This window comes from Acetobacter papayae (genome assembly GCF_047721125.1).
In the GTDB taxonomy this organism is placed as follows: Bacteria; Pseudomonadota; Alphaproteobacteria; order Acetobacterales; family Acetobacteraceae; genus Acetobacter; species Acetobacter papayae.
On sequence record NZ_JBDNWF010000026.1, the window covers coordinates 1 to 23,304 of the forward strand.

Annotated in this window: 21 protein-coding genes; 13 read left to right on the top strand and 8 right to left on the bottom strand. The window is 59.7% G+C overall.

Going from position 1 to position 23,304, the window contains the following annotated elements; all coding sequences use genetic code 11:
- Window positions 1-1,453, bottom strand: a 1,453-nt coding sequence (locus tag ABF757_RS08710; RefSeq protein WP_415481824.1) for an alpha-keto acid decarboxylase family protein, incomplete at its 3' end; no start/stop codon positions are given.
- Window positions 1,454-1,775: 322 nt separating this feature from the next.
- On the opposite strand from ABF757_RS08710, the gene ABF757_RS08715 reads away from it, so the two are divergent.
- A complete protein-coding gene (locus ABF757_RS08715; protein ID WP_415481825.1) occupies window positions 1,776-2,891 on the top strand; it encodes an S-(hydroxymethyl)glutathione dehydrogenase/class III alcohol dehydrogenase in 1,116 nt (371 codons plus the stop codon).
- A gap of 50 nt (window positions 2,892-2,941) precedes the next feature.
- On the opposite strand, the gene arsC is transcribed toward ABF757_RS08715, so the two are convergent.
- A complete protein-coding gene (gene arsC, locus ABF757_RS08720) occupies window positions 2,942-3,292 on the bottom strand; it encodes an arsenate reductase (glutaredoxin) (RefSeq protein WP_415481826.1) in 351 nt (116 codons plus the stop codon).
- Between the two features lie 137 nt (window positions 3,293-3,429).
- On the opposite strand from arsC, the gene ABF757_RS08725 reads away from it, so the two are divergent.
- Window positions 3,430-5,097 carry a SulP family inorganic anion transporter gene (locus ABF757_RS08725; RefSeq protein WP_415481853.1) on the top strand — a complete coding sequence of 556 codons (1,668 nt, stop codon included), beginning with the start codon at window positions 3,430-3,432 and terminating at the stop codon, window positions 5,095-5,097.
- Here ABF757_RS08725 and ABF757_RS08730 read toward each other — a convergent pair.
- Window positions 5,084-5,884: a sulfite exporter TauE/SafE family protein gene (locus tag ABF757_RS08730; protein WP_415481827.1), complete on the bottom strand. Its 801-nt coding sequence runs from the start codon at window positions 5,882-5,884 to the stop codon at window positions 5,084-5,086. The two genes, ABF757_RS08725 and ABF757_RS08730, sit on opposite strands and share 14 nt — an antisense overlap.
- A gap of 25 nt (window positions 5,885-5,909) precedes the next feature.
- The gene (locus tag ABF757_RS08735; RefSeq protein ID WP_415481828.1) at window positions 5,910-6,836 is read right to left on the bottom strand and encodes an MBL fold metallo-hydrolase; all 927 of its coding nucleotides are present in this window, start codon (window positions 6,834-6,836) and stop codon (window positions 5,910-5,912) included.
- 104 nt (window positions 6,837-6,940) lie between these two features.
- Between ABF757_RS08735 and ABF757_RS08740 the strand changes: the two genes are divergently transcribed.
- The 4 genes from ABF757_RS08740 to ABF757_RS08755 are packed head-to-tail and all read left to right on the top strand — an operon-like array spanning window position 6,941 to window position 8,922.
- Window positions 6,941-7,642 (top strand): peroxiredoxin, encoded by a 702-nt coding sequence (locus ABF757_RS08740; RefSeq protein ID WP_415481830.1) that lies wholly within the window; start codon window positions 6,941-6,943, stop codon window positions 7,640-7,642.
- A gap of 29 nt (window positions 7,643-7,671) precedes the next feature.
- Window positions 7,672-8,064 carry an ArsR/SmtB family transcription factor gene (locus ABF757_RS08745; protein WP_415481854.1) on the top strand — a complete coding sequence of 131 codons (393 nt, stop codon included), beginning with the start codon at window positions 7,672-7,674 and terminating at the stop codon, window positions 8,062-8,064.
- Complete coding sequence (locus tag ABF757_RS08750; RefSeq protein WP_415481831.1) at window positions 8,057-8,512, top strand: HIT family protein; 456 nt, start codon at window positions 8,057-8,059, stop codon at window positions 8,510-8,512. Before ABF757_RS08745 ends, ABF757_RS08750 begins: the two co-directional genes overlap by 8 nt.
- Window positions 8,513-8,562: 50 nt before the next feature.
- Window positions 8,563-8,922 (top strand): arsenate reductase, encoded by a 360-nt coding sequence (locus ABF757_RS08755; protein WP_415481832.1) that lies wholly within the window; start codon window positions 8,563-8,565, stop codon window positions 8,920-8,922.
- Window positions 8,923-8,954: 32 nt separating this feature from the next.
- Here the strand turns inward: ABF757_RS08755 and bfr are convergent, their stop codons facing one another.
- The 4 genes from bfr to cysG all read right to left on the bottom strand — a co-directional run bounded on the left by bfr (window position 8,955) and on the right by cysG (window position 14,009).
- The gene (gene bfr, locus ABF757_RS08760; RefSeq protein ID WP_025860721.1) at window positions 8,955-9,440 is read right to left on the bottom strand and encodes a bacterioferritin; all 486 of its coding nucleotides are present in this window, start codon (window positions 9,438-9,440) and stop codon (window positions 8,955-8,957) included.
- Window positions 9,441-9,610: 170 nt separating this feature from the next.
- A complete protein-coding gene (locus ABF757_RS08765; protein ID WP_415481833.1) occupies window positions 9,611-10,621 on the bottom strand; it encodes an Lnb N-terminal periplasmic domain-containing protein in 1,011 nt (336 codons plus the stop codon).
- Window positions 10,618-12,585, bottom strand: a complete 1,968-nt coding sequence (locus tag ABF757_RS08770) for an esterase/lipase family protein (protein ID WP_415481835.1) — start codon at window positions 12,583-12,585, stop codon at window positions 10,618-10,620. The genes ABF757_RS08765 and ABF757_RS08770 overlap by 4 nt, the downstream gene beginning before the upstream one ends.
- A 2-nt stretch (window positions 12,586-12,587) precedes the next feature.
- Window positions 12,588-14,009, bottom strand: coding sequence for a siroheme synthase CysG (cysG, locus tag ABF757_RS08775; protein WP_415481836.1), 1,422 nt, complete (start codon window positions 14,007-14,009; stop codon window positions 12,588-12,590).
- 338 nt (window positions 14,010-14,347) lie between these two features.
- Between cysG and ABF757_RS08780 the strand changes: the two genes are divergently transcribed.
- The 7 genes from ABF757_RS08780 to ABF757_RS08810 all read left to right on the top strand — a co-directional run bounded on the left by ABF757_RS08780 (window position 14,348) and on the right by ABF757_RS08810 (window position 23,236).
- Entirely contained in the window at window positions 14,348-15,736 is a 1,389-nt protein-coding gene (locus ABF757_RS08780) for an ethanolamine ammonia-lyase subunit EutB (protein WP_415481837.1), read from the top strand.
- Window positions 15,733-16,524: an ethanolamine ammonia-lyase subunit EutC gene (gene eutC, locus ABF757_RS08785; RefSeq protein WP_415481838.1), complete on the top strand. Its 792-nt coding sequence runs from the start codon at window positions 15,733-15,735 to the stop codon at window positions 16,522-16,524. The genes ABF757_RS08780 and eutC overlap by 4 nt, the downstream gene beginning before the upstream one ends.
- A 19-nt stretch (window positions 16,525-16,543) precedes the next feature.
- The gene (eat, locus tag ABF757_RS08790; protein WP_415481839.1) at window positions 16,544-17,890 is read left to right on the top strand and encodes an ethanolamine permease; all 1,347 of its coding nucleotides are present in this window, start codon (window positions 16,544-16,546) and stop codon (window positions 17,888-17,890) included.
- A 252-nt stretch (window positions 17,891-18,142) separates the two neighbouring features.
- Complete coding sequence (locus ABF757_RS08795) at window positions 18,143-19,396, top strand: sarcosine oxidase subunit beta family protein (RefSeq protein WP_025860729.1); 1,254 nt, start codon at window positions 18,143-18,145, stop codon at window positions 19,394-19,396.
- Between the two features lie 12 nt (window positions 19,397-19,408).
- Window positions 19,409-19,714: a sarcosine oxidase subunit delta gene (locus ABF757_RS08800; RefSeq protein ID WP_415481840.1), complete on the top strand. Its 306-nt coding sequence runs from the start codon at window positions 19,409-19,411 to the stop codon at window positions 19,712-19,714.
- The gene (locus ABF757_RS08805; protein ID WP_415481841.1) at window positions 19,711-22,716 is read left to right on the top strand and encodes a sarcosine oxidase subunit alpha family protein; all 3,006 of its coding nucleotides are present in this window, start codon (window positions 19,711-19,713) and stop codon (window positions 22,714-22,716) included. Before ABF757_RS08800 ends, ABF757_RS08805 begins: the two co-directional genes overlap by 4 nt.
- Window positions 22,709-23,236, top strand: coding sequence for a sarcosine oxidase subunit gamma (locus ABF757_RS08810; protein WP_415481842.1), 528 nt, complete (start codon window positions 22,709-22,711; stop codon window positions 23,234-23,236). The genes ABF757_RS08805 and ABF757_RS08810 overlap by 8 nt, the downstream gene beginning before the upstream one ends.
- Window positions 23,237-23,304: the final 68 nt, after the last annotated feature.

Here is a 23,304-nt window from a genome sequence, read left to right on the forward strand (position 1 = left end):
AATCCCAGTTCTTGATGTAGTTGTAAGGGCCGTCATGAATGGCAATTTCAATGACATAACCACGGTTGTTGATCAGGAAAATGATAACGGGCAGTTCGTAGCGCACCATCTGCGCCACTTCCTGAGCGGTGAGCTGGAAAGAACCATCTCCCACCATCACCACATGCTGGCGATCCTGAGAGCCCATGGCATTGCCAAAGGAGGAAGGCACGGACCAGCCGATATGGCCCCACTGCATTTCCAGCTCCACCCGTGCGCCGCGCGGCAGCGTCATGCGCATGGCGTTGAACCATGAATCGCCCGTTTCGGCTACCAGCGTGGTGTTTGATGTCAGCAGGGCGTTGATATGGCGAACGATTTCGTCATTCGTCAGTCCGGCTTCATCTGAGGTTGCGGGGAGCGAGAATGTCGGCACGCTGCCTTTTTGTGCGGAAGCCGGGCGCGCGGGAGCTTTTTCTGCCAGAGCGCGCAGGAAGGCGCGCAGGGTAAAGCCGTCATAGGCCCGGCCATCAACCGTAACGCGGTCGGGTTCGGCCAGAATGACATTCGGGCCTTTGGGCCATGCGGACCAGCCAACCGTTGAATAGTCATTGAACACAGGGGCAATGCACAGCAGCGCATCGGTGGTTTCTACCAGTTCCTGCGCGCCGGGAGTTGAAACTTCGCCCCAGTACAGGCCACGGAAACCTGCGTGGTCTTCAGGGAAAAAGCCTTTTGCCGCGGCCATAATGGTTACGGCGCATTGCAGCTTGTCAGCCAGTGTTTCGGTTTCGGCCAGTGCGTTGGCGGCGCGCAGCTTGCTGCCCACCAGCATGACGGGCTTGGTGGATTTTTCCAGAAAGGCAACCGTGGCGTCCACAGCGGCTTTTAGGCTTGTCTGGTCGATTTCGGGCTCGGCCAGCAGGCTGCTGACAGGGCCGGGCTGCACGCAGGGTTCGGAGGAAATATTGCACGCGATTTCCAGATACGCGGGCTTGCGCTCACGCAGGGCCGTACGGATTACATGGTCGATCTTGGCGGGGGCGGACTGGGCATCGGTAATGCTTTCAGCCGCACAGGTGACCTGACGCGCCATTTCCAACTGATAGCCGTAATCGGTCTTGCCGGTTGTGTGGTGCAGGATGTGGCCGGTGCCGTGATCGTTGCTGTTGGGCGCGCCCGAAATCAGGATAACCGGCAGGTTTTCGGCATAAGCACCGCCAATGGCATTCATGGCGGAAATGGCGCCGACACTGAAAGTGACCACGGCAGCCGCAGCACCATTGGAGCGGGCATATCCTTCTGCACTAAAGCCGCAGTTCAGCTCGTTGCAGCAGTAAATCTGTTCCATGCCCTTGTTCAGGAGCAACTGGTCCAGCAGAACGAGGTTGTAGTCGCCCGCAACGGCGAAATGGTGCTTCAGCCCGATTTGTACAAGGCGGTCTGCAAGATACATGCCAACGGTATAGGTCACGGTCGGGATACTCCAGTGAGACGCAGGATAGCGATTGCGCTCATTGTAAAAACCCGGCTCAGGCCAATGTCCAATATATGAATGATGGACAATCCATATCTAAAATATATGCCATTAAATATGGGCTATTTGTCCGCAGTTTGCCGCCCCGAGGTTGTCCGTAGGTCCTTGCGCAAGGGGCGATCACTCCGGTGTGAGCGCATGGCACGTGCCGATGTACTGGCCTGCCCTTTGCATGGAGCATGGCCTATAGTACGAAACAGTAACGATACGGTCAGTTTTTCGCTGGCCCTGTGGTGCATGAAGCGGGAGAGTAAAGAGAATGGACGTAAGGGCAGCGGTAGCATTTGAGGCTGGACGTTCTTTGGAGATTGAGCGCGTTCAGCTTGAAGGTCCGCGCGCGGGCGAGGTTCTTGTTGAGGTGAAGGCGACCGGGCTTTGCCACACGGACAAGTATACGCTTTCTGGAGCGGACCCTGAGGGTCTTTTTCCGGCGATTTTGGGGCATGAAGGGGCTGGCGTTGTTGTGGAGGTTGGCGCTGGCGTGCAGCACCTGCGTCCGGGCGACCACGTAATCCCGCTCTATACGCCTGAGTGCCGTGAGTGCAAATCATGCCTTTCGCGCAAGACGAACCTGTGCACGGCTATCCGCTCGACACAGGGCAAGGGGCTGATGCCCGATGGCACATCGCGCTTTTCGTTCAAGGGACAGCCGATCCATCATTACATGGGCTGCTCGACCTTTGCGAACTACACGGTTCTGCCGGAAATCGCGCTGGCGAAAATCCGCCCGGACGCGCCGTTTGACAAGGTCTGCTACATTGGCTGCGGTGTCACGACAGGCCTTGGCGCAGTTCTGTTCACGGCGAAGGTGGAGCCCGGCTCGACGGTTGTGGTGTTCGGCCTTGGCGGCATTGGTCTGAACGTGATTCAGGGCGCGAAGATGGTGGGTGCGGACCGGATTATCGGTGTTGACATCAACCCTGCGCGTGAGGCGATGGCGCGCCAGTTCGGGATGACGGATTTTGTAAACCCGCGTGATCTTGGGCCGAATGGCGATATTGTCGGGCACCTTGTGGAACTGACGGGCGGTGGGGCCGACTACACGTTTGAATGTGTTGGCAACCCGACACTGATGCGTCAGGCGCTGGAATGCGCGCATCGTGGCTGGGGTGTTTCGACGATTATCGGTGTTGCGGCTGCGGGTCAGGAGATCAGCACGCGTCCGTTCCAGCTTGTGACGGGACGGCGCTGGATTGGCTCTGCCTTTGGTGGTGCGCGTGGTCGTACGGATGTTCCGAAGATTGTTGACTGGTATATGGAGAACCGGATCAACATTGACGACCTGATTACGCACAAGCTTCCGCTGGAGCGTATCAACGAAGGCTTTGACATGATGGAACGCGGCGAAAGTATCCGCACCGTCGTCGAGTTCTGAGCAACAGACACACGGCCCCGCAGCATGACAGCAGGGCCGTGTATTCCCGGTTACGGCAGAAGTGATACGACCGTATCTGCCGGGCGGCACGCTTTTACACCACGCGGTGTGGCCACAACCGGCCTGTTCAGCAGAACGGGGTGGGCGGCAATGGCGTCCAGAATCTGGCTGTCCGTCACATCGGGCTTGTCCAGTCCCAGTTCAGCACAGAGTTTTTCCTTGCTGCGGAGCAGGTCGCGCGCAGTGGCAGGGCCCTGTTTTACCAGTGCATCCAGATCAGCCCGGGTGAGGGGTGTTTTCAGGTAAAGGACAATTTCAGGCTCGATCCCGGCCTGACGCACCAGTTCCAGAACGGAGCGCGATGTGCCGCAGGCAGGGTTATGGTACACGGTAACGGTCATGATCTGTCCCTATGTGGAAAAACCGCGAATGTTGCATGTTCCGGTTTATGTGCAAACCCGCTGCGGCTGATGATGAAAACGGCGGCCCGGCGCGCACCGTAGCGTGTGCCTAGCGGACAGAAGGAGCAATCATGGCCATGGAACGCAAGGGGGAGGGTGCCTTTGGCTTGAAGGTTTCCGCCGGTTTCTGGCGCGATGCGCTGGCGGGGCTTTCCCTTGCTTCCATGAATATTCCGCAGGTGCTGGGGTATGCGCGCATTGCGGGCATGCCCGCCGTAACCGGACTTTATACGGTGCTGCTGCCGTTACTGGCTTTTGCTGCACTGGGGGCGTCGCGGCATCTGGTCGTGGCGGCAGATTCGGCAACGGCGGCTATTTTTTCGGGGGCACTGTCTGGCATGGCCCCTGTGGGTGGGGCTGCCTATATCAGCATGGTTAGTGCGGTTGCGTTGCTCAATGCCGGGTTTTTGCTGGTGGCCCGGTTGTGTCGGCTAGGATTTCTGGCTGATTTTCTTTCCCGTACCGTGCTGGTGGGGTTTCTGGCCGGTGTTGGGGTGCAGGTGGGACTTGGCATGCTGTATGACATGCTCGGTCTTGTATCGGCTCGGCATACGCCTGCTTTGCAGGTGGTGGAACTGGTGCGCGGTCTCCCTCACGCCAATGGGGCGGCAGCCCTGATTTCTGTTATGGCCTGTCTGGTTTTGCTGCTTGGGCAGAAATACAGGCCGCGCATACCCGTGGCTCTTGCCGTGGTGGGGCTGGGGATACTGCTGGGCTGGAGTGGCTTGCCTGCTGCCCATGGTGTGGAACTGCTGGGGCCGGTGCGCGGTGGGTTGCCTGTTTTGCACGTGCCGGTCATTCCATGGGAAAACATGCTGGCCCTGCTTCCGGTTTCGGCATCCTGCGTGTTTGTCATCATTGCCCAGAGTGCCGCTACCTCCCGGGCCTTTGCCGATATGTTCCACGAAACCGTGGATGAAAACCGCGATATTCTCGGGCTGTCCGCGGCCAATGCTGTGGCGGGGCTTAGCGGGACTTTTACGGTCAATGGCAGCCCGACCCAAACCGCCATGGCCGTGCGGGCCGGAGCCATGACCCAGCGGGCACAGGTGGTGTTTGCCGGGGTGACCGTGTGCGTGTTGCTGGCGTTGACCGGCCCGCTGGCCTGGCTGCCGCAATGCGTGCTGGCGTCAGTCGTGTTCTGCGTTGCGGCAGGCATGGTGGATGTAGCGGCTCTCAACAGTATCCGGCGTGAAAGCCCGGGGGAGTTCTGGCTGGCACTGGTTACGGCTGTCACGGTGGTGGGGGTCGGGGTTGAGCAGGGTATTTTCATTGCTATAGCGCTGTCCCTGTTCCGGCATGTGCGCCATAGCTACAAACCACACACCATGGTGCTGCGGCCTGATACCGCGACCGGCACTATGGAAGTGGAACCCGTGCGAGCAGGCATACAGACCGAGCCGGGGCTGATTGTCTATCGGTTCAGCTCAGACCTGTTCTATGCAAACTGCCAGCGTTTTGCGCAAGATATCACGCTTCTGGTGGATACGGCCCCCCAACCGGTGCGCTGTCTTGTGGTGGATTGCAGCGCCATTACGGATATTGATTATTCCGCCGCCCGTGTAGTGCATGACGTGCTCGAACGGCTGAAAGCTGAGCAGATACAGGTTTTTTTCGGGCGTGTGCTGCCTTATGCGCTGGCGGATATGGAGCGCCACCATATTGCCGAGGCCGTGGGGCAGCAGAATATTTTCGAGCAGTTGCATGTGGCGCTGGCGGCCGCACGAAGGGTTACAGCCGGCTGATACCCTGCCAGATCATGTAAAAAGCCACGAGAAAGATCACGCCGGCGAAAAAGCTTGTCAGCCGCCCGGTTGATCCTGCCATGGAGCGGGCGGCGCGTGTGCCCAGAATACTGCCCAGAGCCCCCCCGGCAATGAACAGTGTTGCCATTTGCCAGTCGACATAACCAGAGAGTGTGTAGCTGAGGGCCGTGCTGAACCCGAATGCCGAAACAGCAACAAGCGATGTGCCAACCGCGTTCAGAATGGGCATGCTGGTGGAGGCCATAAGCCCCGGCACGATCAGAAACCCCCCGCCAATACCAAAAAAGCCCGAAAGCAGGCCTGCCCCAAGCCCGTATGTCATGACCTTTGGGGCGTTATGGCGGTTGCAGCTTGCGCCGGGGGAGCCGAGGTTTTTGCGGCCATGGAGCATGAGTGCCCCTACGCCGATCATAAGCAGCGCAAACAGCAGCAACAGGCGTTGGCCATCCATAGCCTTGCCCAGACCGGCCCCTAGAAAAGCGCCCACCACACCGCAGGAGGCAAAAATACCCGCGCAGCGCCATTTGACGGTACCGGCGCGGGCATGCTGGGCCAGCCCGATCAGGGCGTTAATGGCCACAGCCAGTGCGCTGGTGCCAATAGCGACATGCGGGTTGGGCACCCCCACCGCGTATACCATGAGTGGCACCGCCAGAATGGACCCGCCCCCGCCGATCAGCCCGAGTGTAAAACCGATCAGCGCACCGCAGAACAGTTCCACACCGATATGGAGCAGGCCGGACTGAAGCAGGGAGTGGGATAACATGGCAGCAGGAACCGTCCGGCGGGTGTCAGAGCGTGTTTACGGGTATCTTGATATAGCTGATGCCATTGTTTTCGGGTGCGGGCAAATGGCCTGCCCGCATGTTGATCTGAACCGATGGCATGATCAGGTTCGGCAGGGACAGTGTGGCGTCACGCGCCGTGCGCATGGAAACAAAAGCATCCTCGCTGATTCCGTCATGCACATGGATGTTGTTCTGGCGTTCGGCTGCCACGGTTGTTTCCCATACGAAGCGATCGCGTCCTGGGGCCTTGTAGTCGTGGCACAGGAACAGGCGGGTCTGGGGAGGCAGGGAGAGCAGGCGGCGGATGGACTGGTAGAGCGTGCGGGCGCTGCCACCGGGAAAATCCGCCCGGGCCGTGCCGTAATCGGGCATGAACAGCGTATCGCCAATAAAGGCCGCATCGCCAATGATAAACGCCATATCCGCCGGGGTGTGGCCCGGCACATGCAGCGCAATGGCGGGCAGGTCGCCTAGAGTGAAGGTTTCCCCATCGGTAAACAGATGATCGAACTGTGCACCATCGCGGGTAAAGGCGGGCTCGGCATTGAAAATGGTGCCAAAGGTCTGCTGCACCTGCACGATATCGGCCCCTATGCCAATACGCCCGCCAAGCTGCTTCTTGAGCCATGGTGCGGCGGATAGGTGATCGGCATGGGCATGGGTTTCAAGCTGCCAGAGCACATTCAGGTTTTCATGGCGGACATAGGCCACAACCTGTTCGGCAGAATGGAAGGACGTGCGGCCCGAGGCCGGGTCGTAATCCATGACGCTGTCGATAATGGCGGCAGCCCGTGTGCGCGGGTCATGCACGACATGGGTTGCGGTAAAGGTTGTCTCGTCAAAAAAGCTGCGGAGACAGGGTCGGGCCTGCGGGTGGGTACCGGCTGCCACGATCTGGTCATAAGCGGCGGAAAGGGCAAGGTCCGACATGTGCGCTCCTGAAGGTTTATAATTTTCAGTAACAATGTATATTTACTTTCACTAAATATGAAACCATCTTGCGTCAAGAGTTGCTTTTCGCATAAACAGACCGAATGAATGATCAATCGCCTCAGCCCGGCTCAGCGCCGCCTGCCGCGGTGTCTCTCAGGATTGGTGACACCGCGCCGGATTTCATGGCCCGCACGACACGCGGTGTCCTGACCCTCAGCAGTTTGCGTGGGCAATGGGTTCTGCTGTTTTCGCACCCTGCTGACTTTACGCCGGTCTGCACCAGCGAGTTCCTTGCGCTGGCCCGTGCGGAGCCGGAATTTCGCGCCATGGGCTGTGCGCTGGTAGGGCTTTCGGTTGACAGCCTGCCCGCGCATCTGGCGTGGGTGGAGGCCATTCGCACGCAGTTTGGCGTATCGGTGCCGTTCCCGATTGTGGAAGACCCTTCGCTGGTTATTGCGCAGGCCTATGGCATGCTGGATGCGGCGGCCCGGAACAGTGCCACCGTGCGGGGAACCTATTTTATCGACCCGCAGGGCATTGTCCGGGTGGTGACATGGTACCCCATGACGGTTGGCCGCTCGGTGGATGAAATGAAGCGCACCCTCGCTGCCTTGCAGCGCGTGAGTAAAGGCGATGTGCTCACCCCCGAAGGCTGGGAGCCGGGCGGTGCCGTTGTGCTGCCTGCCGGGCAGACGCAAGAGGAAATAGAAGCGCTGGGGCCGCAATGGTTCATGAAAACGCAGGCTGATACGGCTACTGTAACACCACCTGCAGGCGGTGCGGCACGAGGGAAGACAGCGTGAGTGACCTGCTGCTGGATGAAGCGCGGCAGATGGTGGAGCGGCTCAAGCTGTTTGCCCAGCCGCAGCGTCTGGTTATTCTCGATGTTCTGCTGCGTCATGGGCCGCTGGCCGTAGGAGAACTGGAAACCCGCACGGGTATTGGTCAGCCTACGCTCAGCCAGCAGCTTGGCACGCTGCGCCGGGCGGAAATTGTTGTGCCTCGCCGGGAATCGCGGACGATTTTCTACAGTATCGCCAGTGATGACGATGTGCTGCGCGTGCGTGCGCTTATTGCCCTGCTGCGGGGGGATGATGCCTCCCTGCCTGTGCTGGAAGCAGTCACGGCGCGTTATGGTAACCGCCCGCGTGATGTCAGCCGGCATGAGGCAGAAGGCGGTGCGCAGTTTGCGTTCATCCGGGGGGAGGAAGCCTCGCGTGCCTGAAAACCCTATCCAGAAACGCCTTGTCCTTGCTCGGAATGGGCAGGACCCGCGTGTGATCGGGCGGATGGAGAGCGGGTGGCTGGTGCTGGCTGATACCCAGCCGCTGGCTGGATACTGCATTCTCATGGCTGACCCGGATGTGGAGTCGCTCAACGCCATGCCAGAGGCTGCGCGGCTGCGTTATCTGTCGGACACCGTGCGGGTGGGGGATGCCCTGTTGCATGTGACTGGGGCCGAGCGGATCAATTACGAAACATGGTGCAATCTGGCGCCATCGCTCCACACGCATATCGTGCCACGGTATGCGCATGAGGCACCGACCCAGCGGGTTCTACCCATGTGTGTGGCGTATGATGTGGCTAGCGCGCGCCCGTTTGATGGTGTGGCTGATGCCCCGTTGATGAACGCGCTTAGAAAGCTGCTGGATATTACACCCGCTGGTGTATGAAAGACCTGCCCGGCCCTGTAGCCGTGCTGTCATGCCAGAAAGGGGAAAATATGAGCGCTCAGGCTGTTCTGTATGGGATCAAGAACTGCGATACCGTGCGCAAGGCGCGGCAATGGCTGGAAAGCCATGGTGTGCCCTATGTCTTTCACGACTACAGGGTGGATGGTATGGCGGCAGTGCCGCTTGAGGTCTGGGTGGAAGCGCTGGGGTGGGACGTGCTGCTGAACCGTGCCAGCACAACATTCCGTGGGCTCGATGCAGCGGAAAAGACCGATCTGACCCCTGTGCGGGCCTTGGCGCTTATGAAAGCCAACCCGACCCTGATCAAACGCCCGGTTCTGGACTGGGCAGGGCATGTGCAGGTGGGGTTCAAACCCGAGCAGTATGCCGGGTTGTTTGATAAAAAATAGGGCGGGGCAGAGCCCCGCCGCAGGGTAGGCTCTTATTCCTGATCGGGAGCCGGAGCGGAATTGAGCTGGATATAACGCTCGATACCGATCTGGCGGATCAGGTCGAACTGGCGGTCAAGGAAGTCTTCATGTTCTTCCTCATTGGCCAGAATCTTCAGCAGCAGGTCACGGGAGACGAAATCCCGCACGCTTTCGCAATAGGCAATGCCATCGCGCAGGTCGGCCAGTGCCTTTTCCTCAAGCTTGAGGTCGCATTCAAGGATTTCCTTCACGTCCTGACCGATCAGGATGGTGTTCAGGCGCTGCACGTTGGGCAGGCCGCCCAGATACAGAATGCGCTCGATCAGCCAGTCGGCGTGGCGCATTTCCTCGATGGATTCTTCGTATTCTTTCTTGCCCAGCAGGGTCACGCCCCAGTGGCGCAGGGTGCGGGCATGCAGGAAATACTGGTTGATGGCCGTCAGTTCGTTGGTGAGCTGGAGGTTGAGGTATTCGATAACCTTGGGGTCTTTAACCATGGCTTGCATGCTCCCTATCTGGAAAATGGTCTCATAACTTATGCTGCTATGTAATGGTGAAGCGTGCTGCATGTAAATAAGTTTTTTAAAATAAAAAACCCTATGAAATTGACATTCGTTCTCGTTTGATGGGCTTTATTTACCTTTTGAGAAGTCTTGTGTTCTTTTTCTTACGGGGTGTTTAGTGGAAGATGCTCTCGTATTTCTTGCGAGTAATTTGCACTCGGCCTTGCGCCCTCGGGGCGCTTGATCAGGCTTAGCCGCTGTAGAGTGGCAAATGGGTCATGCTGGTCCAGTAGGCCGATGTCATAGGCGAGCGAGGCCGTATAGCCGCTCAGGAGTACCCGCCAGTCCAGCCGCCAGCGCGGGCTTGCACCGGAGCGGGCGAGAATTTCCGTTGTACAATTAGCCGTGAGCGTATTGTACCAGCGTGGATGCGTGGTGAGCATATGCAGTTCCGACAGGTAGCTGAGCAGCAGGCGCTCTCGTGCGGCGGGGCTTAGCTGAAGGCGGTAGATATAAACCTGTTCGCGGCGGATATCGGTGCGCACGCCGATGAGGTCACGCTCATCCGCGGCAACATAAAACAGTTCATAATGATGGAAAAAACCGGCAATGGTCGAGTAGGCAAAGCGTTTCTGCCTGCGGGTTTCTATGGAGATTGCCAGATGCCGTCCATCGGAAAACCCGAAGCTGAGAAAGACATGGGCAATGGCCGACCCCGCCCAGTAGGAGGTTACGAGATCGACGCTGGAGAGCGTGTCCAGATTGTAGTCGGCATCGTAATAAGCCGGAGTGGCGTCGGTCGGGGTGCGGTAGGTAAAGTTGCGGATATGCGTGACATGTGCCACGCGCCCTTCCACCGTGGCGTCCGCCATCTGGCTGTATTCTGGTGCCCAGTCCCGGTCGTTTCGGGCCGGGTCGGTCAAGAACCATACAGCCAGAATCAGGGATATTCCCAGCATGGCGCTGCGGCGGTACAGGGGGCGCCTGATTGCCAGACAGGCCAGCAGCGCGACAGGAAAAAGACCACTCAGCCCGAGGCGCAGGGCAGTGGGTTCAAGTGTGGAATAAAAAAAGGCGGCCCCACCCCAAACCGCAACAAGCAGGATACCGAAAAGACCAAGCCCTCGGCGGAGCGTGCGTAGAACAGAACGGTGGAGGGGGGCGCGTTCCGTCATGGGGCGTGTGCGGGGGGCGTGTCGGATACGGGGGTGTAGCTTCCGCCAATGCGTACGATATTGCGTCTATCCACATCGCCGCCGGGGTGAAAGTCCGCGTGAAAATCGGCTAATTGTTCAAGTAGGATGCGGCGTACTTCGGCAATGGTGACCGGATTGGCCTGTGTGGAATGGCTGGAATGGCGCACAACCAGCTCGGAGCGGACACCGGCAATATGCGCGCTCTCATAAGTAACGACACCATCATCCGCCTCGCTCAGTGGGCTGTCATCCTGAACGGGAATAATCGAGTGGGTGATTACATCTGGCACAACCGGAATGGAAGCCAGTGTGCGCATGAACGAACTGTTGGGCGACATGGCATATACGCTGCCCAGTCGGCCAGGGCTCATATCCAGTTTCATGGCATCGGCATTGCCGGCCATGATCTGCTGCGTCATGTCTTTTACCGAAACGGGAAAAGTGACAAGTCCACCAATAAAATGGGCGATGGAAAGCCCGGCCAGATAACTGCCATGCTGGGGGGTCGAGATAAAAATATCCTGCCGGATTTCAGGCATGGCGGTTGGCATAAGGGCCTGTTCGAGAAAACGGCGCGTGCGTTCAGGTAAATCCAGACTGGATAAAGGGCGTTTCATCAGCCCGTTCCACAGGCGGTCATGGGGGGTGATGGTCAGCATTTTGGCCAGCAATCCGCCCTGACTGTGGCCTATGAGTGTAATCTGGCCAAGGGCAGGGTCTGCCTGTGGGCCACCCAGATCCGATAGTGCTTTTTTGAGTGCGCGCCTGAGTTGCAGGGCGGAATACGGAATGGGGTTGCCCGTTGCGTAGGAAAAAAACCAGAACTCAAAATTATTGCTGATATCTTTGTCTTGCAGAAGATCGTTTACCATATCAGCCCAGCGGCCCGGGCTGGATGCCGTGCCGTGGATCAGCACAACGGGCATGCGTCCGTGCTGGTGCGGTTCTATGGCGAAAAGCTGCGAGCGTCGGCCGCTGTCAAAAAAGCGTCCATCCAGAAAACCCTTGTATTCGCTGGACCATATTTCAGGCTGACTCAGGCTTATGGCGCGGGCTGCGGTCTGGTCGTATTGCAGGGGGGGCTGGTTGGGTTTTGTGTCAAACTGCGTTGTCTGGTCTATCGGGGTTAGGACAATGCGGCCTGTTATCTGGTTTGAAAGAACCTGATGGCGCGGGTCGGCTATGTTCAGGTTCAGATTAACCGGAACACGCACCTTGTCCGTTACGGTAAAGGCAGCATTGGGCGGTGTGTCGGTGCTGACGATGGCGGCCAGCGGCTCGCCCAGACCGGGCGTTGTGTAGAGGTTCTGCAACCCTGAAACCTTGAGCCGGGCCGTGGGCTGGAAGTCACTCAGGGTCTGGCCGTGCCAGAGCCGGGCATCAGGGGCGGCATAGAGGTCTAGCGTGGCAAAAGGGAGTGTCCAGCGTTGGCTGTCCGGGTTGACCGGTGCGCCGAATGCGCCGGTCAGGCCCAGCATATACAGGGCGCTGGCCTGCTGCACGCGGGTATCGTACGGGGTGGGGCGTTCAGCGGCGGGGGCGTTGGGCTGGAGATAGGCATAGGCGTACAGGGCTGTCGCCATGAAGGAGGCCGGGTCCTGAGTTTTGCGGGCCTGCTGGTAATTGAGTTCCGCCAGGGCGAAAAGCTGGCTGGGTAAGTCTGGTGTGTAGAAATGCGCCTGTGTGCTCGCGCGCAGGGTGGCCAGTGCCTGCTGGGGGTGTTTTTTCCATGTGTCCGTCAGGTTCTGGCTTGCCAGCACCGATTGGGTCTGGCTGCTCAGCCGTGGCCCATCCAGTGCGCTGCGCGTGCGTTCGCGGTAGCTATCCGCCAGCCCCATAGTGCGAACCGAAACCGGCGTGGCACAGCCGCTCAGCATTACGGCCAGAGTTGCTATCAATACCGGGGCTGATACTCTGCTGGCCGTAAGGGAGCGGGGGGGCATGGCTATTGTCCGGCGGGAAGGATGCGGTGGCGAACGACCTCGCCCACAACAATCAGGGCTGGGCTGGTGATACCCTGTGCCGTGGCTTTTTCAGGCAGGTCTGAAAGGGTGGCGCAGAGTACGCGCTGTTCAGGCAGGGTGCCGCGTTCAATCAGGGCGGCGGGCCAGTCCGGTGGCAGGCCGTGTTCGATCAGGCGCGTGCAGAGCTGGGGCAGGGCGGCAAGGCCCATGTAAATCACCACAGTCTGGTTGTGCAGGGCTATGGTTTCCCAGTCCAGATGCAGGGTGCCATCAGCACGGGCATGGCCGGTTATGAACAGGCAGGACTGGGCGCAGTCGCGGTGGGTGAGCGGAATGCCTGCATAGGCGGCGCACCCGTTAGCGGCGGAAATGCCCGGAATGATACGAAAAGGCACACCTGCCTGCGCCAGTGTTTCAATTTCTTCGCCGCCGCGGCCAAAAATAAACGGGTCTCCGCCTTTGAGGCGGAGCACGCGCAGGCCCTGTTTGGCCCGGCGCACCAGTTCGTTATTGATCTCGCCCTGCGGTAACGTGTGGCGGTTGCTGCTTTTGCCGACAAAAACAAGCTCTGCATCACGCCGGATGTAGTTCATGATCGTGGGGGCAACCAGATTGTCGTACAGCACCACATCCGCATCCTGCATCATACGCAGTGCGGCGAGGCTCAGCAGGTCTGGGTTGCCGGGGCCAGCCCCTACCAGCCAGACTTCTCCGCGTGGGGCGGGGTTTTCCAGCAGGTGATCCAGCGCCTTGCGGGCTTCCTCTGTCTGGCCATCCATGCCCAGCTTGCCGCCGGGGCCATCAATGAAATGTTCCCATATCTGCCTGCGTGCTCCTGCTTCGGGCAGGCGGGTGCGCAGCCAGCTACGCTGTGCCTGCATGAAGCGCGCTAGACGGCCCAGCCCGTCAGGCAGGATCTGTTCAATACGTGTGCGCAGGCGGCGGGCCAGCACAGGGGCCGCTCCACCGGTGGAAATGGCAACCTGCACAGGGCCACGGGTAATGAGTGCTGGCGTGATAAAGGAGGAAACCGCCGGATCATCTACAGCACAGACCGGCAGGTTGTGTTGCTGGCACAAGGCCGCGAGTGTGTGGTTGAGCGCCTGATCGTTGGTGGCGAGATAAACGAGCCTAAATCCCTGCTCCGCCCACTGCGCAGCATCCGCCGGTATGGCATCACGCGCGATATGGACAAACGTGCCATCACGCTCTGCCTGTTGTGTGGCCATCTGGGCCAGTTCGTCGCACAGGTTGGCGGATTGTACGTGAACCTGCGCTCCTGTCTGCACCAACAGGCGCGTTTTATTGGCGGCAACCTGCCCGCCCCCCACCACCAGCGCGCGTGCGCCTTCCATGCGGAGTACGATAGGGAACCAGTCTGTCCTGTCTGATGTGGGCTGCATGGCGTATCTGCAAGCAGGCTTTGGGGGAAGATGCAAGAGGGAAAAGCCCTGTGCGAACCAGTTGATACCCACGGCAGCCGGTATGGTTCGGGAGAGAGGCGGTGGCAGAATCTCTTCGGCTGTTGCGTGGCTGCATCAGGTGCGGGGTTTCCGCGCGGTTCTGAACCGCCGTTTAATAAAGGATAGGGGGTAGGTATGCGCGATGGTGTGCGGAGTTTTTGCGAAAATCCGCTCGGCAGTTGTGTCCTGAACTGACAGTTTTATGTATGGTTACGACTTCGATCCGGAAGGGCGACAGGCTTCGCTATTCCGCATGTAGGCATACTGGAGGCAGTTTTATGGCGTACCGTCACACCCTGGGGGGGGAAACCTACAGTTTTGAAACCCTGAAGGACTTGCTGGCGGCTGCTTCTCCCATCCGTTCGGGCGATCAGCTTGCCGGTCTGTGTGCGGCAACGGATGCGCAGCGTGTGGCCGCGCGCTATGCACTGGCCGATCTGCCCCTGCGCACATTCCTTGAAACGGCACTGGTGCCGTATGAGGAAGATGATGTTACCCGCCTGATCATGGATACCCACGACAAGGCGGCTTTTGCCCGGCTTGCTCATATGACGGTGGGGCAGTTCCGTGACTGGCTTTTGTCGCACGAGGCCGATACGGCAACGCTGAGTGCTGTAGCCCCCGGCATTACGCCCGAAATGGCGGCAGCTGTCAGCAAGGTCATGCGTAATCAGGACCTGATGGCTGTTGCGCGCAAGATTCGCGTTGTTACGAAATTCCGTAACACGATCGGGCTGGAGGGGTGCCTGACCTCGCGCCTGCAACCCAACCACCCGACAGATGACCTCAAGGGTATTGCTGCCTCCACGCTTGATGGGCTGCTCTGCGGTATTGGCGATGCGGTGATCGGTATCAACCCCGCGACTGATAGTGTTGCCAACGGCCTGGCCCTGCTCGACATGCTCGACCATGCCCGCCAGCAATACGATATTCCCACACAGACCTGTGTTCTGACGCATGTGACCAACACCATCGAAATCATGAATCGCGGTGGTGCGGTCGATCTGGTGTTCCAGTCCATTGCCGGAACGCAGAAAGCCAATGAAGGCTTTGGTGTCACCCTGCCTATCCTGCAGGAAGCGTATGAGGCAGCGCTTTCGCTCAAGCGTGGCACGGTAGGCCAGAATGTCATGTATTTCGAAACCGGGCAGGGCGCTGCCCTTTCAGCCGATGCCCATCATGGGTTGGACCAGCAGACGGTCGAGGCCCGTGCCTATGCTGTGGCGCGTGCTTACAACCCGCTTCTGGTCAATACGGTGGTGGGCTTTATCGGTCCGGAATATCTGTATGACGGCAAGCAGATCATCCGCGCGGGGCTGGAAGATCATTTCTGCGCCAAGCTGCTGGGCGTGCCGATGGGATGTGACGCCTGCTACACCAACCATGCCGAAGCCGATCAGGACGACATGGACACCCTGATGGTGCTGCTGGGGGCCGCTGGCATTACCTTCCTTATCGGCGTGCCGGGGGCGGATGATGTCATGCTCAATTACCAGAGCCTCGCCTTTCACGATATTCTCACACTGCGCAGCCTGCTGGGCCTCAAGCCCGCGCCGGAATTTGCCGCATGGCTTGAGCGCATGGGGCTGTATGACAGTGCGGGCCAGCGCATGCGGGCGCTGGCACCCGGCCAGACGCGGCTTGCAAGCCTCGCAGGTGCGGCATGAGTGCGGATATTACAAAGCTGCCCTCTGCTAACGGGCAGTCTGTAACCGGCAAGGACGACTGGCAGCCGCTTCGCCAGTATACCCGTGCGCGTATTGGTCTGGCCCGTAGCGGCAATACCCTGAAAACACCCGATGTGCTGGAGTTTCAGGCTGCCCACGCTCAGGCGCGCGATGCGGTGCATACTCCGCTTGATGTCGCCCGCATGGAACAGGCCATGGCGGGTGCCCCTTTCTTGCGGGTGAACAGCCGAGCGCCTGATCGTTCGACCTATCTGCGCAGGCCGGATTTCGGCCGCAGGCTGTCCGAAGAATCTCGAGCAGCCCTGCCGAAAGGCGCGTGGGATGTGGTGTTTGTGGCGGCGGATGGCCTGTCCAGCACTGCTACGCAGCAGGGTGCCGTGCCGCTTTTCGAGGCTATGCGCGAACGCCTGACAGACTGGCAGATTGCCCCTCTGGTGGTGGCGACACAGGCGCGTGTCGCATTGGGCGATGAAATTGCCCAGACCATGGGAGCGGGCATGGTGGTGGTCATGATCGGGGAGCGTCCGGGCCTGAGCGTTGCGGACAGCATGGGCGTGTATCTGACATACGCGCCTTATGTGGGCTGCGCGGATTCCTCTCGTAATTGCCTGTCCAATATCCACCCGCACGGACTGTCCGTGCAGGCGGCGGCGGACAAGCTGGCCTGGCTCATGCGTGAAGCCAGACATCTCAAATTGACGGGGGTCGGCCTCAAGGACGCGGCTCCCGAAAGTGCTGCGATCGGCAACGTGGATCGCCTTTCTTAAATGAAGGATTTTTTTGCATATGGCTGGAGAGTCGACACATCTCAGTAAGTCCCTGAGCGCATTTCATCTGTGGGGTATTGCTGTCGGTCTAGTGATTTCGGGTGAATATTTCGGCTGGAGCTATGGCTGGGGTACGGCGGGCACGCTGGGCTTCTTTGTGGCCACGGTCTTTGTGGCCGTGATGTACACGGCCTTTATTTTCAGCTTTACCGAACTGACCTGCGCTGTGCCGCATGCAGGTGGGCCGTTTGCCTACAGCCTGCGCGCTTTTGGGCGCTGGGGCGGCCTTGTGGCCGGTCTTGCCACGCTGGTGGAATTCATTTTTGCGCCGCCGGCAATCTCGCTGGCCATCGGTGCCTATCTGAACGTGCAGTTTCCCCACCTGTCACCCAAGGTGGCGGCTCTGGGGGCCTATGTCATCTTTATGACGCTGAACATCATTGGCGTGCATATTGCTGCTACGTTCGAACTGTTCGTGACAGTTGCGGCTATTATTGAGCTGCTGGTGTTTATGGGTGTCGTCGCACCGGGTTTCTCATGGGATAACTTCGTTAAGGACGGCTGGGGCGTTGCGCCGCATTTCGGCTGGGAAGCCATGGGGGGCATTTTTGCCGCCATTCCTTTTGCCATTTGGTTCTTTCTTGCCATTGAAGGCGTTGCCATGGCGGCGGAAGAAGCAAAAGACCCGCGCCGCTCCATTCCTATTGCTTATATCGCGGGTGTTCTCACGCTGGTCAGCCTTGCTTTTGGCGTCATGATCTTTGCGGGTGGCGTGGGCGACTGGCATGCGCTGGCCAACCTGAATGACCCGCTGCCACAGGCCATGAAAACGGTTGTCGGTGCCAATAGCGGCTGGCTGCACATGCTGGTGTGGCTGGGTCTGTTCGGGCTTGTGGCCTCGCTGCATGGTATCATCATGGGGTATGCGCGCCAGATTTTCGCACTGGCCCGCGCTGGCTTCCTGCCTGAGGTGCTCGGTCGGCTGCACCCGCGTTTCCGCACGCCGTATGTTGCCACCATTGCAGGTGGTCTGGTCGGGATTGCCGCCATTTTCTCTGATGACGTTGTCTCCATTGCCGGGCAGTCCCTGACTGCAACACTGGTCACCATGTCGGTGTTCGGTGCGCTCACCATGTATATCATCAGCATGGCCAGCCTGTTCCGTCTGCGTATCAAGGAACCTTCACTGGCTCGTCCTTACAGCGCGCCTCTGTATCCGCTGCTGCCGGGTCTGGCTCTGGTTTTTGCAATTATCGCGCTGGGGGCGGTCATTTACTACAACCTTGAAATCTGCGGTATTTACGTGGCTTTCATGGCTGTGATGGCCTGCATTTTCACGTTCGTGTCCTCACGTCGGGCACAGTAAAGCCAAAGGCTCCGTAAGGGGCCTGATTGACCGGGGTGTCGCCTGCTTTCAGGTTGATGTCCGTTTCAGATTTTTCAGAAGAACGGCGCGCCTTCTTGCAGGGCGCGCCGTTCTTTTTTTCAACTTGCGTATCTGTTCGGCCAGTTTTTCTGTGTGTCCGTTTCGTTCATGAAACTTGTCTGTTTTATACGCGCGGGCTGAGGGAGTGTGTCGCATAAAAGGAGATATGGCTCTGCAGCATGTGGGATGAACATGCAAAAATTTTCAGCGTTTTCTCTGTTCCGTCAGGCGCTTGGGGCCCATCAGGGGTGGAAGCCCCAATGGCGCTCCGTCAAACCGAAAGCCGCCTACGATATCATAATCGTAGGGGGTGGTGGGCATGGCCTTGGGGCCGCCTATTATCTGGCCAAACAGCATGGCCTGCGCAATATCGCCGTGGTGGAGCGTGGCTGGCTCGCAGGTGGTAACACCGCGCGCAACACGACCATCATCCGCTCCAACTACCTGTTTGATGAAAGCTCGAGCTATTACGAGCATTCCCTCAAGCTGTGGGAAGGTCTGTCGCAGGAGTTGAACTACAATGTTATGTTCAGCCAGCGCGGTTGCCTCATGATCGCGCATACCGTGCACGATGTGCAGGTGTTCAAGCGGCATGTGCACGCCAACCGGCTCAACGGTATCGACAATGAATGGCTCACCCCGCAGGAGGTGAAGGAGTTCTGTCCGCCGCTGAACATTTCTCCCAACATCCGCTACCCCATTCTGGGTGGCGCGCTCCAGCGGCGTGCGGGTACAGCCCGGCATGACGCCGTAGCGTGGGGGTTTGCGCGCGCCGCCTCCGATATGGGGGTGGATATCATTGAAAACTGCGAGGTAACGGGCATTACCCGTGCACCCAGCGGTGAGGTAACAGGCGTTGAAACCACGCTAGGCCCCATCAAGGCTCGCAAGATCGGTGTTTCAGCTGCGGGTCATAGCTCGGTGGTGCTGGGTATGGCGGGTATCCGCCTACCGCTGCAAAGCAACCCGTTGCAGGCTCTGGTGTCGGAACCGGTCAAACCGGCTTTCCCCACCATTGTCATGTCCAACACCATTCATGCCTATATCAGCCAGTCTGATAAGGGCGAGATGGTCATTGGTGCTGGCACGGACGGCTATGTTTCCTACACCCAGCGTGGCGGGCTGCATATTCCGGCCCATACGCTTGAGGCCATTACTGAACTGTGCCCGATGTTCCGTCGTCTGCGGATGATGCGCTCGTGGGGCGGTATAACGGATAACACGCCGGATCGCTCGCCTATTACGGCCAAGACATCGGTGCCGGGGCTGTATGTAAACTGCGGCTGGGGCACGGGCGGTTTCAAGGCGACACCGGGTGCCGCCAACCTGTTCGCATGGACGATCGCCAAGGATGAGCCGCATCCCATCAATGCGCCATTCACGATCGAGCGCTTCCGTGACGGAGCATTGATTGACGAAGCAGCAGCCGCTGCGGTTGCCCATTAAGCGGGGTAGGACATGTTGCTGATAAAATGCCCCTATTGCGGGGAACGGGCGGAAGTCGAATTTGCGAATGGTGGCGAGGCGCATATTGCCCGCCCGGCTGATCCCATGGCTCTGAGTGACGAGGAATGGGCGCAGTATCTTTATATGCGTGACAACCCCAAAGGGCTGATTGCCGAACGCTGGCGCCATGCTCATGGCTGCGGTCGTTTTTTCAACGCCCTGCGCGATACCCGGACAGATCGTTTCGTGATGACCTATGAAATGGGCCAGCCCCGGCCTGATGTAACGCCAGAGCAGGCTGCGGAGGCCGCACGATGAATCAGGCATTCCGTATTCCGGGTCGGGGGCGGGTCAATTCCGCCCGGCCTGTAACCTTCACGTTCGATGGGCGCAGCTATACCGGCTATGCGGGAGATACGCTGGCCTCCGCGCTGCTGGCGCATGGTCGCCACCTTATGGGGCGGTCGTATAAATATCACCGTCCGCGTGGGCCTGTCACAGCGGGTTCGGACGAACCCAATGCGCTGGTGGGCGTGGGCAAAGGCCCGGCCCTGCATACGCCTAACCTGCGGGCGACTCAGGTTGAAATTCATGAGGGGCTGACGGCTGTCAGCCAGAACCGCTCTCCCTGTCTGGAGTTCGATCTGGGCAGCGTTAACAGCCTGTTCTCGGCCATGCTTCCGGCAGGGTTTTACTACAAGACCTTCATGTGGCCGAAAAACTTCTGGGACAAGGTTTACGAGCCGATCATCCGCCATGCGGCTGGTCTGGGCGTTGCCCCCACGGAGCCCGATCCCGATAGCTATGCCTTCCGTTACGACCACTGCGATGTGCTGGTGGCTGGCGGCGGCCCGTCCGGCCTGAGTGCCGCACTGGCGGCGGCCCGCACCGGGGCGCGTGTCATTCTGGTCGATGAAACGGCGGAATTCGGTGGCTCGCTGCTGTCTGACCGGCAGGCCCGGATTGAAGGGCTGAGCGGGCCCGACTGGGTGCGTGGCGTTGTGGCCGAGCTTTCGGCCATGCCCAATGTGCGGCTGATGACGCGGTGTTCCGCGTTCAATTATGGCCCTCATAACATGATCGCGCTCAACCAGCGCCTGACTGATCACCTGATGACGGGGGCCAGCGGCCAGCCGCGCGAGCGTCTGTGGCAGGTGCGGGCCAAAGAGGTGGTGCTGGCCACGGGTGCCCTTGAACGCCCGATGGTGTTCGAAGGCAATGACAGGCCGGGCGTGATGCTGGCCACGGCAGCCCGTACGTATCTCAACCGTTATGGCGTGCTGTGCGGCCGCAAGGTGGTGATTGTTGCTGCTAATGACAGCGCTTATCGCGTAGCGCTGGACCTGCTGGAAGTCGGGGCCTCTGTAGCCGCCATTGCCGATATCCGTCCTGCTCCCGATGGTGCCCTGCTGCGGCAGTGCCAGCAGATGGGCGTGCGCGTGTTCAAGTCCTCCGTTGTGCAGCGTGTGCATGGCACGCAGCGGGTCAGCGGTGTTGAACTGGCCCCGGTGCTGCCGGGTGGGGATGTTGGCAAGGGCCGCCATGTCAGCGCTGATCTGGTGCTGATGGCGGGTGGCTACACACCCAGCGTGCATCTGTTCTCCCAGTCGCGCGGCAAGCTGCATTTTGATGAAAAGGTCGGGGCCTATGTGCCCGGTGAGTCCGCCGAGCGCGAGCGCTCGGTTGGCGCGTGCCATGGGGTCTATCAGCTTGACGCAGTGCTTGCTGATGGGGCTGCTGCCGGTATGGTCGCAGCCAGTGCCAGCGGCCATACGGGTGAAACCCCGGCCTGGCGGGTGGATGCGCAGGACGTAGCTGACTTCTCGGGTTTTGCCGGGGCGCTGCCGCGCCGGGGCAAGGACCTGCACAGCATGTCCTTTGTCGATTTCCAGCATGATGTAACCGCCAAGGACATCCGTCTGGCCGTGCGCGAGGGCTTCCGCTCCATCGAGCACGTCAAACGCTACACAACCACGGGTATGGCGACAGATCAGGGAAAGCTGTCCAATGTCAACGCGCTGGGCATTGCCTCCTACGCGCTGGGCAGGCCGGTGCAGCAGGTGGGGCTGACCACGTTCCGTCCGCCCTTTACGCCAGTCACGTTCGGCACTTTTGCTGGACATGCGCGGGGTGACCTGTTCGACCCTGATCGCCGTACCCCGGTCGATAGCTGGGCGCGTGCGCAGGGTGCGGTGTTCGAGGATGTCTCGCTCTGGCGCAGGGCGCGTTACTTCCCCCGTAATGGGGAAGACATGGAAGCCGCCGTGCGGCGCGAATGTCTGGCCGTGCGTAATGCAGCGGGGATTTTCGATGCTTCCACGCTTGGCAAGATCGAGGTTGTAGGCCCCGATGCCGCGACATTCATGAACCGCATGTATGTCAACGCATGGACCAAGCTGGGTGTGGGCCGCTGCCGTTATGGTCTCCTGTGCCGCGAAAACGGGTTTATCTACGACGATGGTGTCGTGGGCCGCATTGCGGAAGACCGTTTTCATGTCACCACCACAACAGGTGGGGCTGCGGGCGTTCTGTCCATGATGGAAGACTATCTGCAAACCGAATGGCCTGATCTGGATGTCTGGCTGACCTCCACCACCGAACAGTGGTCGGTCATTGCTCTGCAGGGGCCAAAGGCGCGCGAAATTCTTGCACCTTTGGTGGACGGTCTGGATATTTCCGGTGAGGCTCTGCCGCATATGAGTGTGGTGGAAGGCAGCATTCTGGGCGTTCCCATGCGGCTGTTCCGTGTCAGCTTCTCGGGCGAACTCGGCTTTGAAATCAACGTGCCGACAACCGAGGGCCGCCGGATATGGGATGCCGTGTGGCAGGCCGGGCAGGGGCATGGTCTGACGCCCTATGGCACGGAAACCATGCACGTACTGCGTGCGGAGAAAGGCTACATTATCGTCGGGCAGGAAACCGATGGCACCGTTACACCCGATGATGCTGGGTGTGGCTGGGCTGTTGGTAAGGCCAAGAAGGACTTTGTGGGCAAGCGCTCTCTGGCGCTACCCGCCCTTCAGTCGCCCGAACGCATGCAGCTTGTCGGCCTGCTGACCGAGGCACCGCAGGAAGTGCTGGAAGAAGGCGCGCAGCTTGTGGCTGATCCGAAGGAGGCCATTCCCATGCATAAGCTGGGTTATGTCACCTCGTCCTATTTCAGCGCAACGCTGGGGCGTTCCATCGCATTGGGCATGATTTCGGGCGGTCGGGCGCGCAAGGGGCAGACGCTGTTCGTGCCGATGGAAGACCGTGTCATTCCCGTCAAGCTGGTTGATCCCGTCTTTTATGACGCGGAAGGAGTGCGCCTGAATGGCTGAGAGCAATGTTGATCTGGCCGGCTTCGATCTGGTGGCTGGCCCGTCGCTGACCCGGTGGGTTTTTCAGGGGCGTGAAGCGGCCATGCAGGCTGCCTGTGCTGCTGCTGGCTGTGCTGTGCCGGACATGTTGGGGGTAACGCAAGCCGAAGGCGTTGCCGCCCTGAGGCTTGGCCCGCAGGAAGTGCTGTTTCTGCTGGAACCGGCGACAGCACAGGGCGTGACGGAGGCATGGGCCAGCGCTCTGTCTGGCGTAGCACATAGTCTGGTGGATGTTACGGCCCGCCAGACAGCCCTGTCGGTTGGGGGCGCTCGTGCGGCAGAGGTGCTGGGCTGCCTTAGCCCGCTGGATTTCGCGCCCGGCAGCTTTGCCCCCGGCACGGCTACGCGCACCCTGCTGGATAAGGCCGATGGCATGATCTGGCGGCAGGCGGAGGATCGCTTCCATCTGGAAGTGTGGACCTCGTTCCTGCCCTATGTCACCGGCATGCTGAAAAACGCTGCGCACGACACACGGTTCTGACTTTTTCGCCTCCTGTCTTTTCATGACCGGGCCGGGGCGGGCGTTTCCCTGATCGTCCGCCCCCGGTT

What these genes read in the sequence shown, in the direction of transcription:
- ABF757_RS08715 (WP_415481825.1), top strand. Translation starts at nt 1,776, where the DNA reads ATGGACGTAAGGGCAGCGGTAGCATTTGAGGCTGGACGTTCTTTGGAG.
- arsC (WP_415481826.1), bottom strand. Translation starts at nt 3,292, where the DNA reads ATGACCGTTACCGTGTACCATAACCCTGCCTGCGGCACATCGCGCTCC.
- ABF757_RS08725 (WP_415481853.1), top strand. Translation starts at nt 3,430, where the DNA reads ATGGAACGCAAGGGGGAGGGTGCCTTTGGCTTGAAGGTTTCCGCCGGT.
- ABF757_RS08730 (WP_415481827.1), bottom strand. Translation starts at nt 5,884, where the DNA reads ATGTTATCCCACTCCCTGCTTCAGTCCGGCCTGCTCCATATCGGTGTG.
- ABF757_RS08735 (WP_415481828.1), bottom strand. Translation starts at nt 6,836, where the DNA reads ATGTCGGACCTTGCCCTTTCCGCCGCTTATGACCAGATCGTGGCAGCC.
- ABF757_RS08740 (WP_415481830.1), top strand. Translation starts at nt 6,941, where the DNA reads ATGAATGATCAATCGCCTCAGCCCGGCTCAGCGCCGCCTGCCGCGGTG.
- ABF757_RS08745 (WP_415481854.1), top strand. Translation starts at nt 7,672, where the DNA reads ATGGTGGAGCGGCTCAAGCTGTTTGCCCAGCCGCAGCGTCTGGTTATT.
- ABF757_RS08755 (WP_415481832.1), top strand. Translation starts at nt 8,563, where the DNA reads ATGAGCGCTCAGGCTGTTCTGTATGGGATCAAGAACTGCGATACCGTG.
- bfr (WP_025860721.1), bottom strand. Translation starts at nt 9,440, where the DNA reads ATGGTTAAAGACCCCAAGGTTATCGAATACCTCAACCTCCAGCTCACC.
- ABF757_RS08765 (WP_415481833.1), bottom strand. Translation starts at nt 10,621, where the DNA reads ATGACGGAACGCGCCCCCCTCCACCGTTCTGTTCTACGCACGCTCCGC.
- ABF757_RS08770 (WP_415481835.1), bottom strand. Translation starts at nt 12,585, where the DNA reads ATGCCCCCCCGCTCCCTTACGGCCAGCAGAGTATCAGCCCCGGTATTG.
- cysG (WP_415481836.1), bottom strand. Translation starts at nt 14,009, where the DNA reads ATGCAGCCCACATCAGACAGGACAGACTGGTTCCCTATCGTACTCCGC.
- ABF757_RS08780 (WP_415481837.1), top strand. Translation starts at nt 14,348, where the DNA reads ATGGCGTACCGTCACACCCTGGGGGGGGAAACCTACAGTTTTGAAACC.
- eutC (WP_415481838.1), top strand. Translation starts at nt 15,733, where the DNA reads ATGAGTGCGGATATTACAAAGCTGCCCTCTGCTAACGGGCAGTCTGTA.
- eat (WP_415481839.1), top strand. Translation starts at nt 16,544, where the DNA reads ATGGCTGGAGAGTCGACACATCTCAGTAAGTCCCTGAGCGCATTTCAT.
- ABF757_RS08795 (WP_025860729.1), top strand. Translation starts at nt 18,143, where the DNA reads ATGCAAAAATTTTCAGCGTTTTCTCTGTTCCGTCAGGCGCTTGGGGCC.
- ABF757_RS08800 (WP_415481840.1), top strand. Translation starts at nt 19,409, where the DNA reads ATGTTGCTGATAAAATGCCCCTATTGCGGGGAACGGGCGGAAGTCGAA.
- ABF757_RS08805 (WP_415481841.1), top strand. Translation starts at nt 19,711, where the DNA reads ATGAATCAGGCATTCCGTATTCCGGGTCGGGGGCGGGTCAATTCCGCC.
- ABF757_RS08810 (WP_415481842.1), top strand. Translation starts at nt 22,709, where the DNA reads ATGGCTGAGAGCAATGTTGATCTGGCCGGCTTCGATCTGGTGGCTGGC.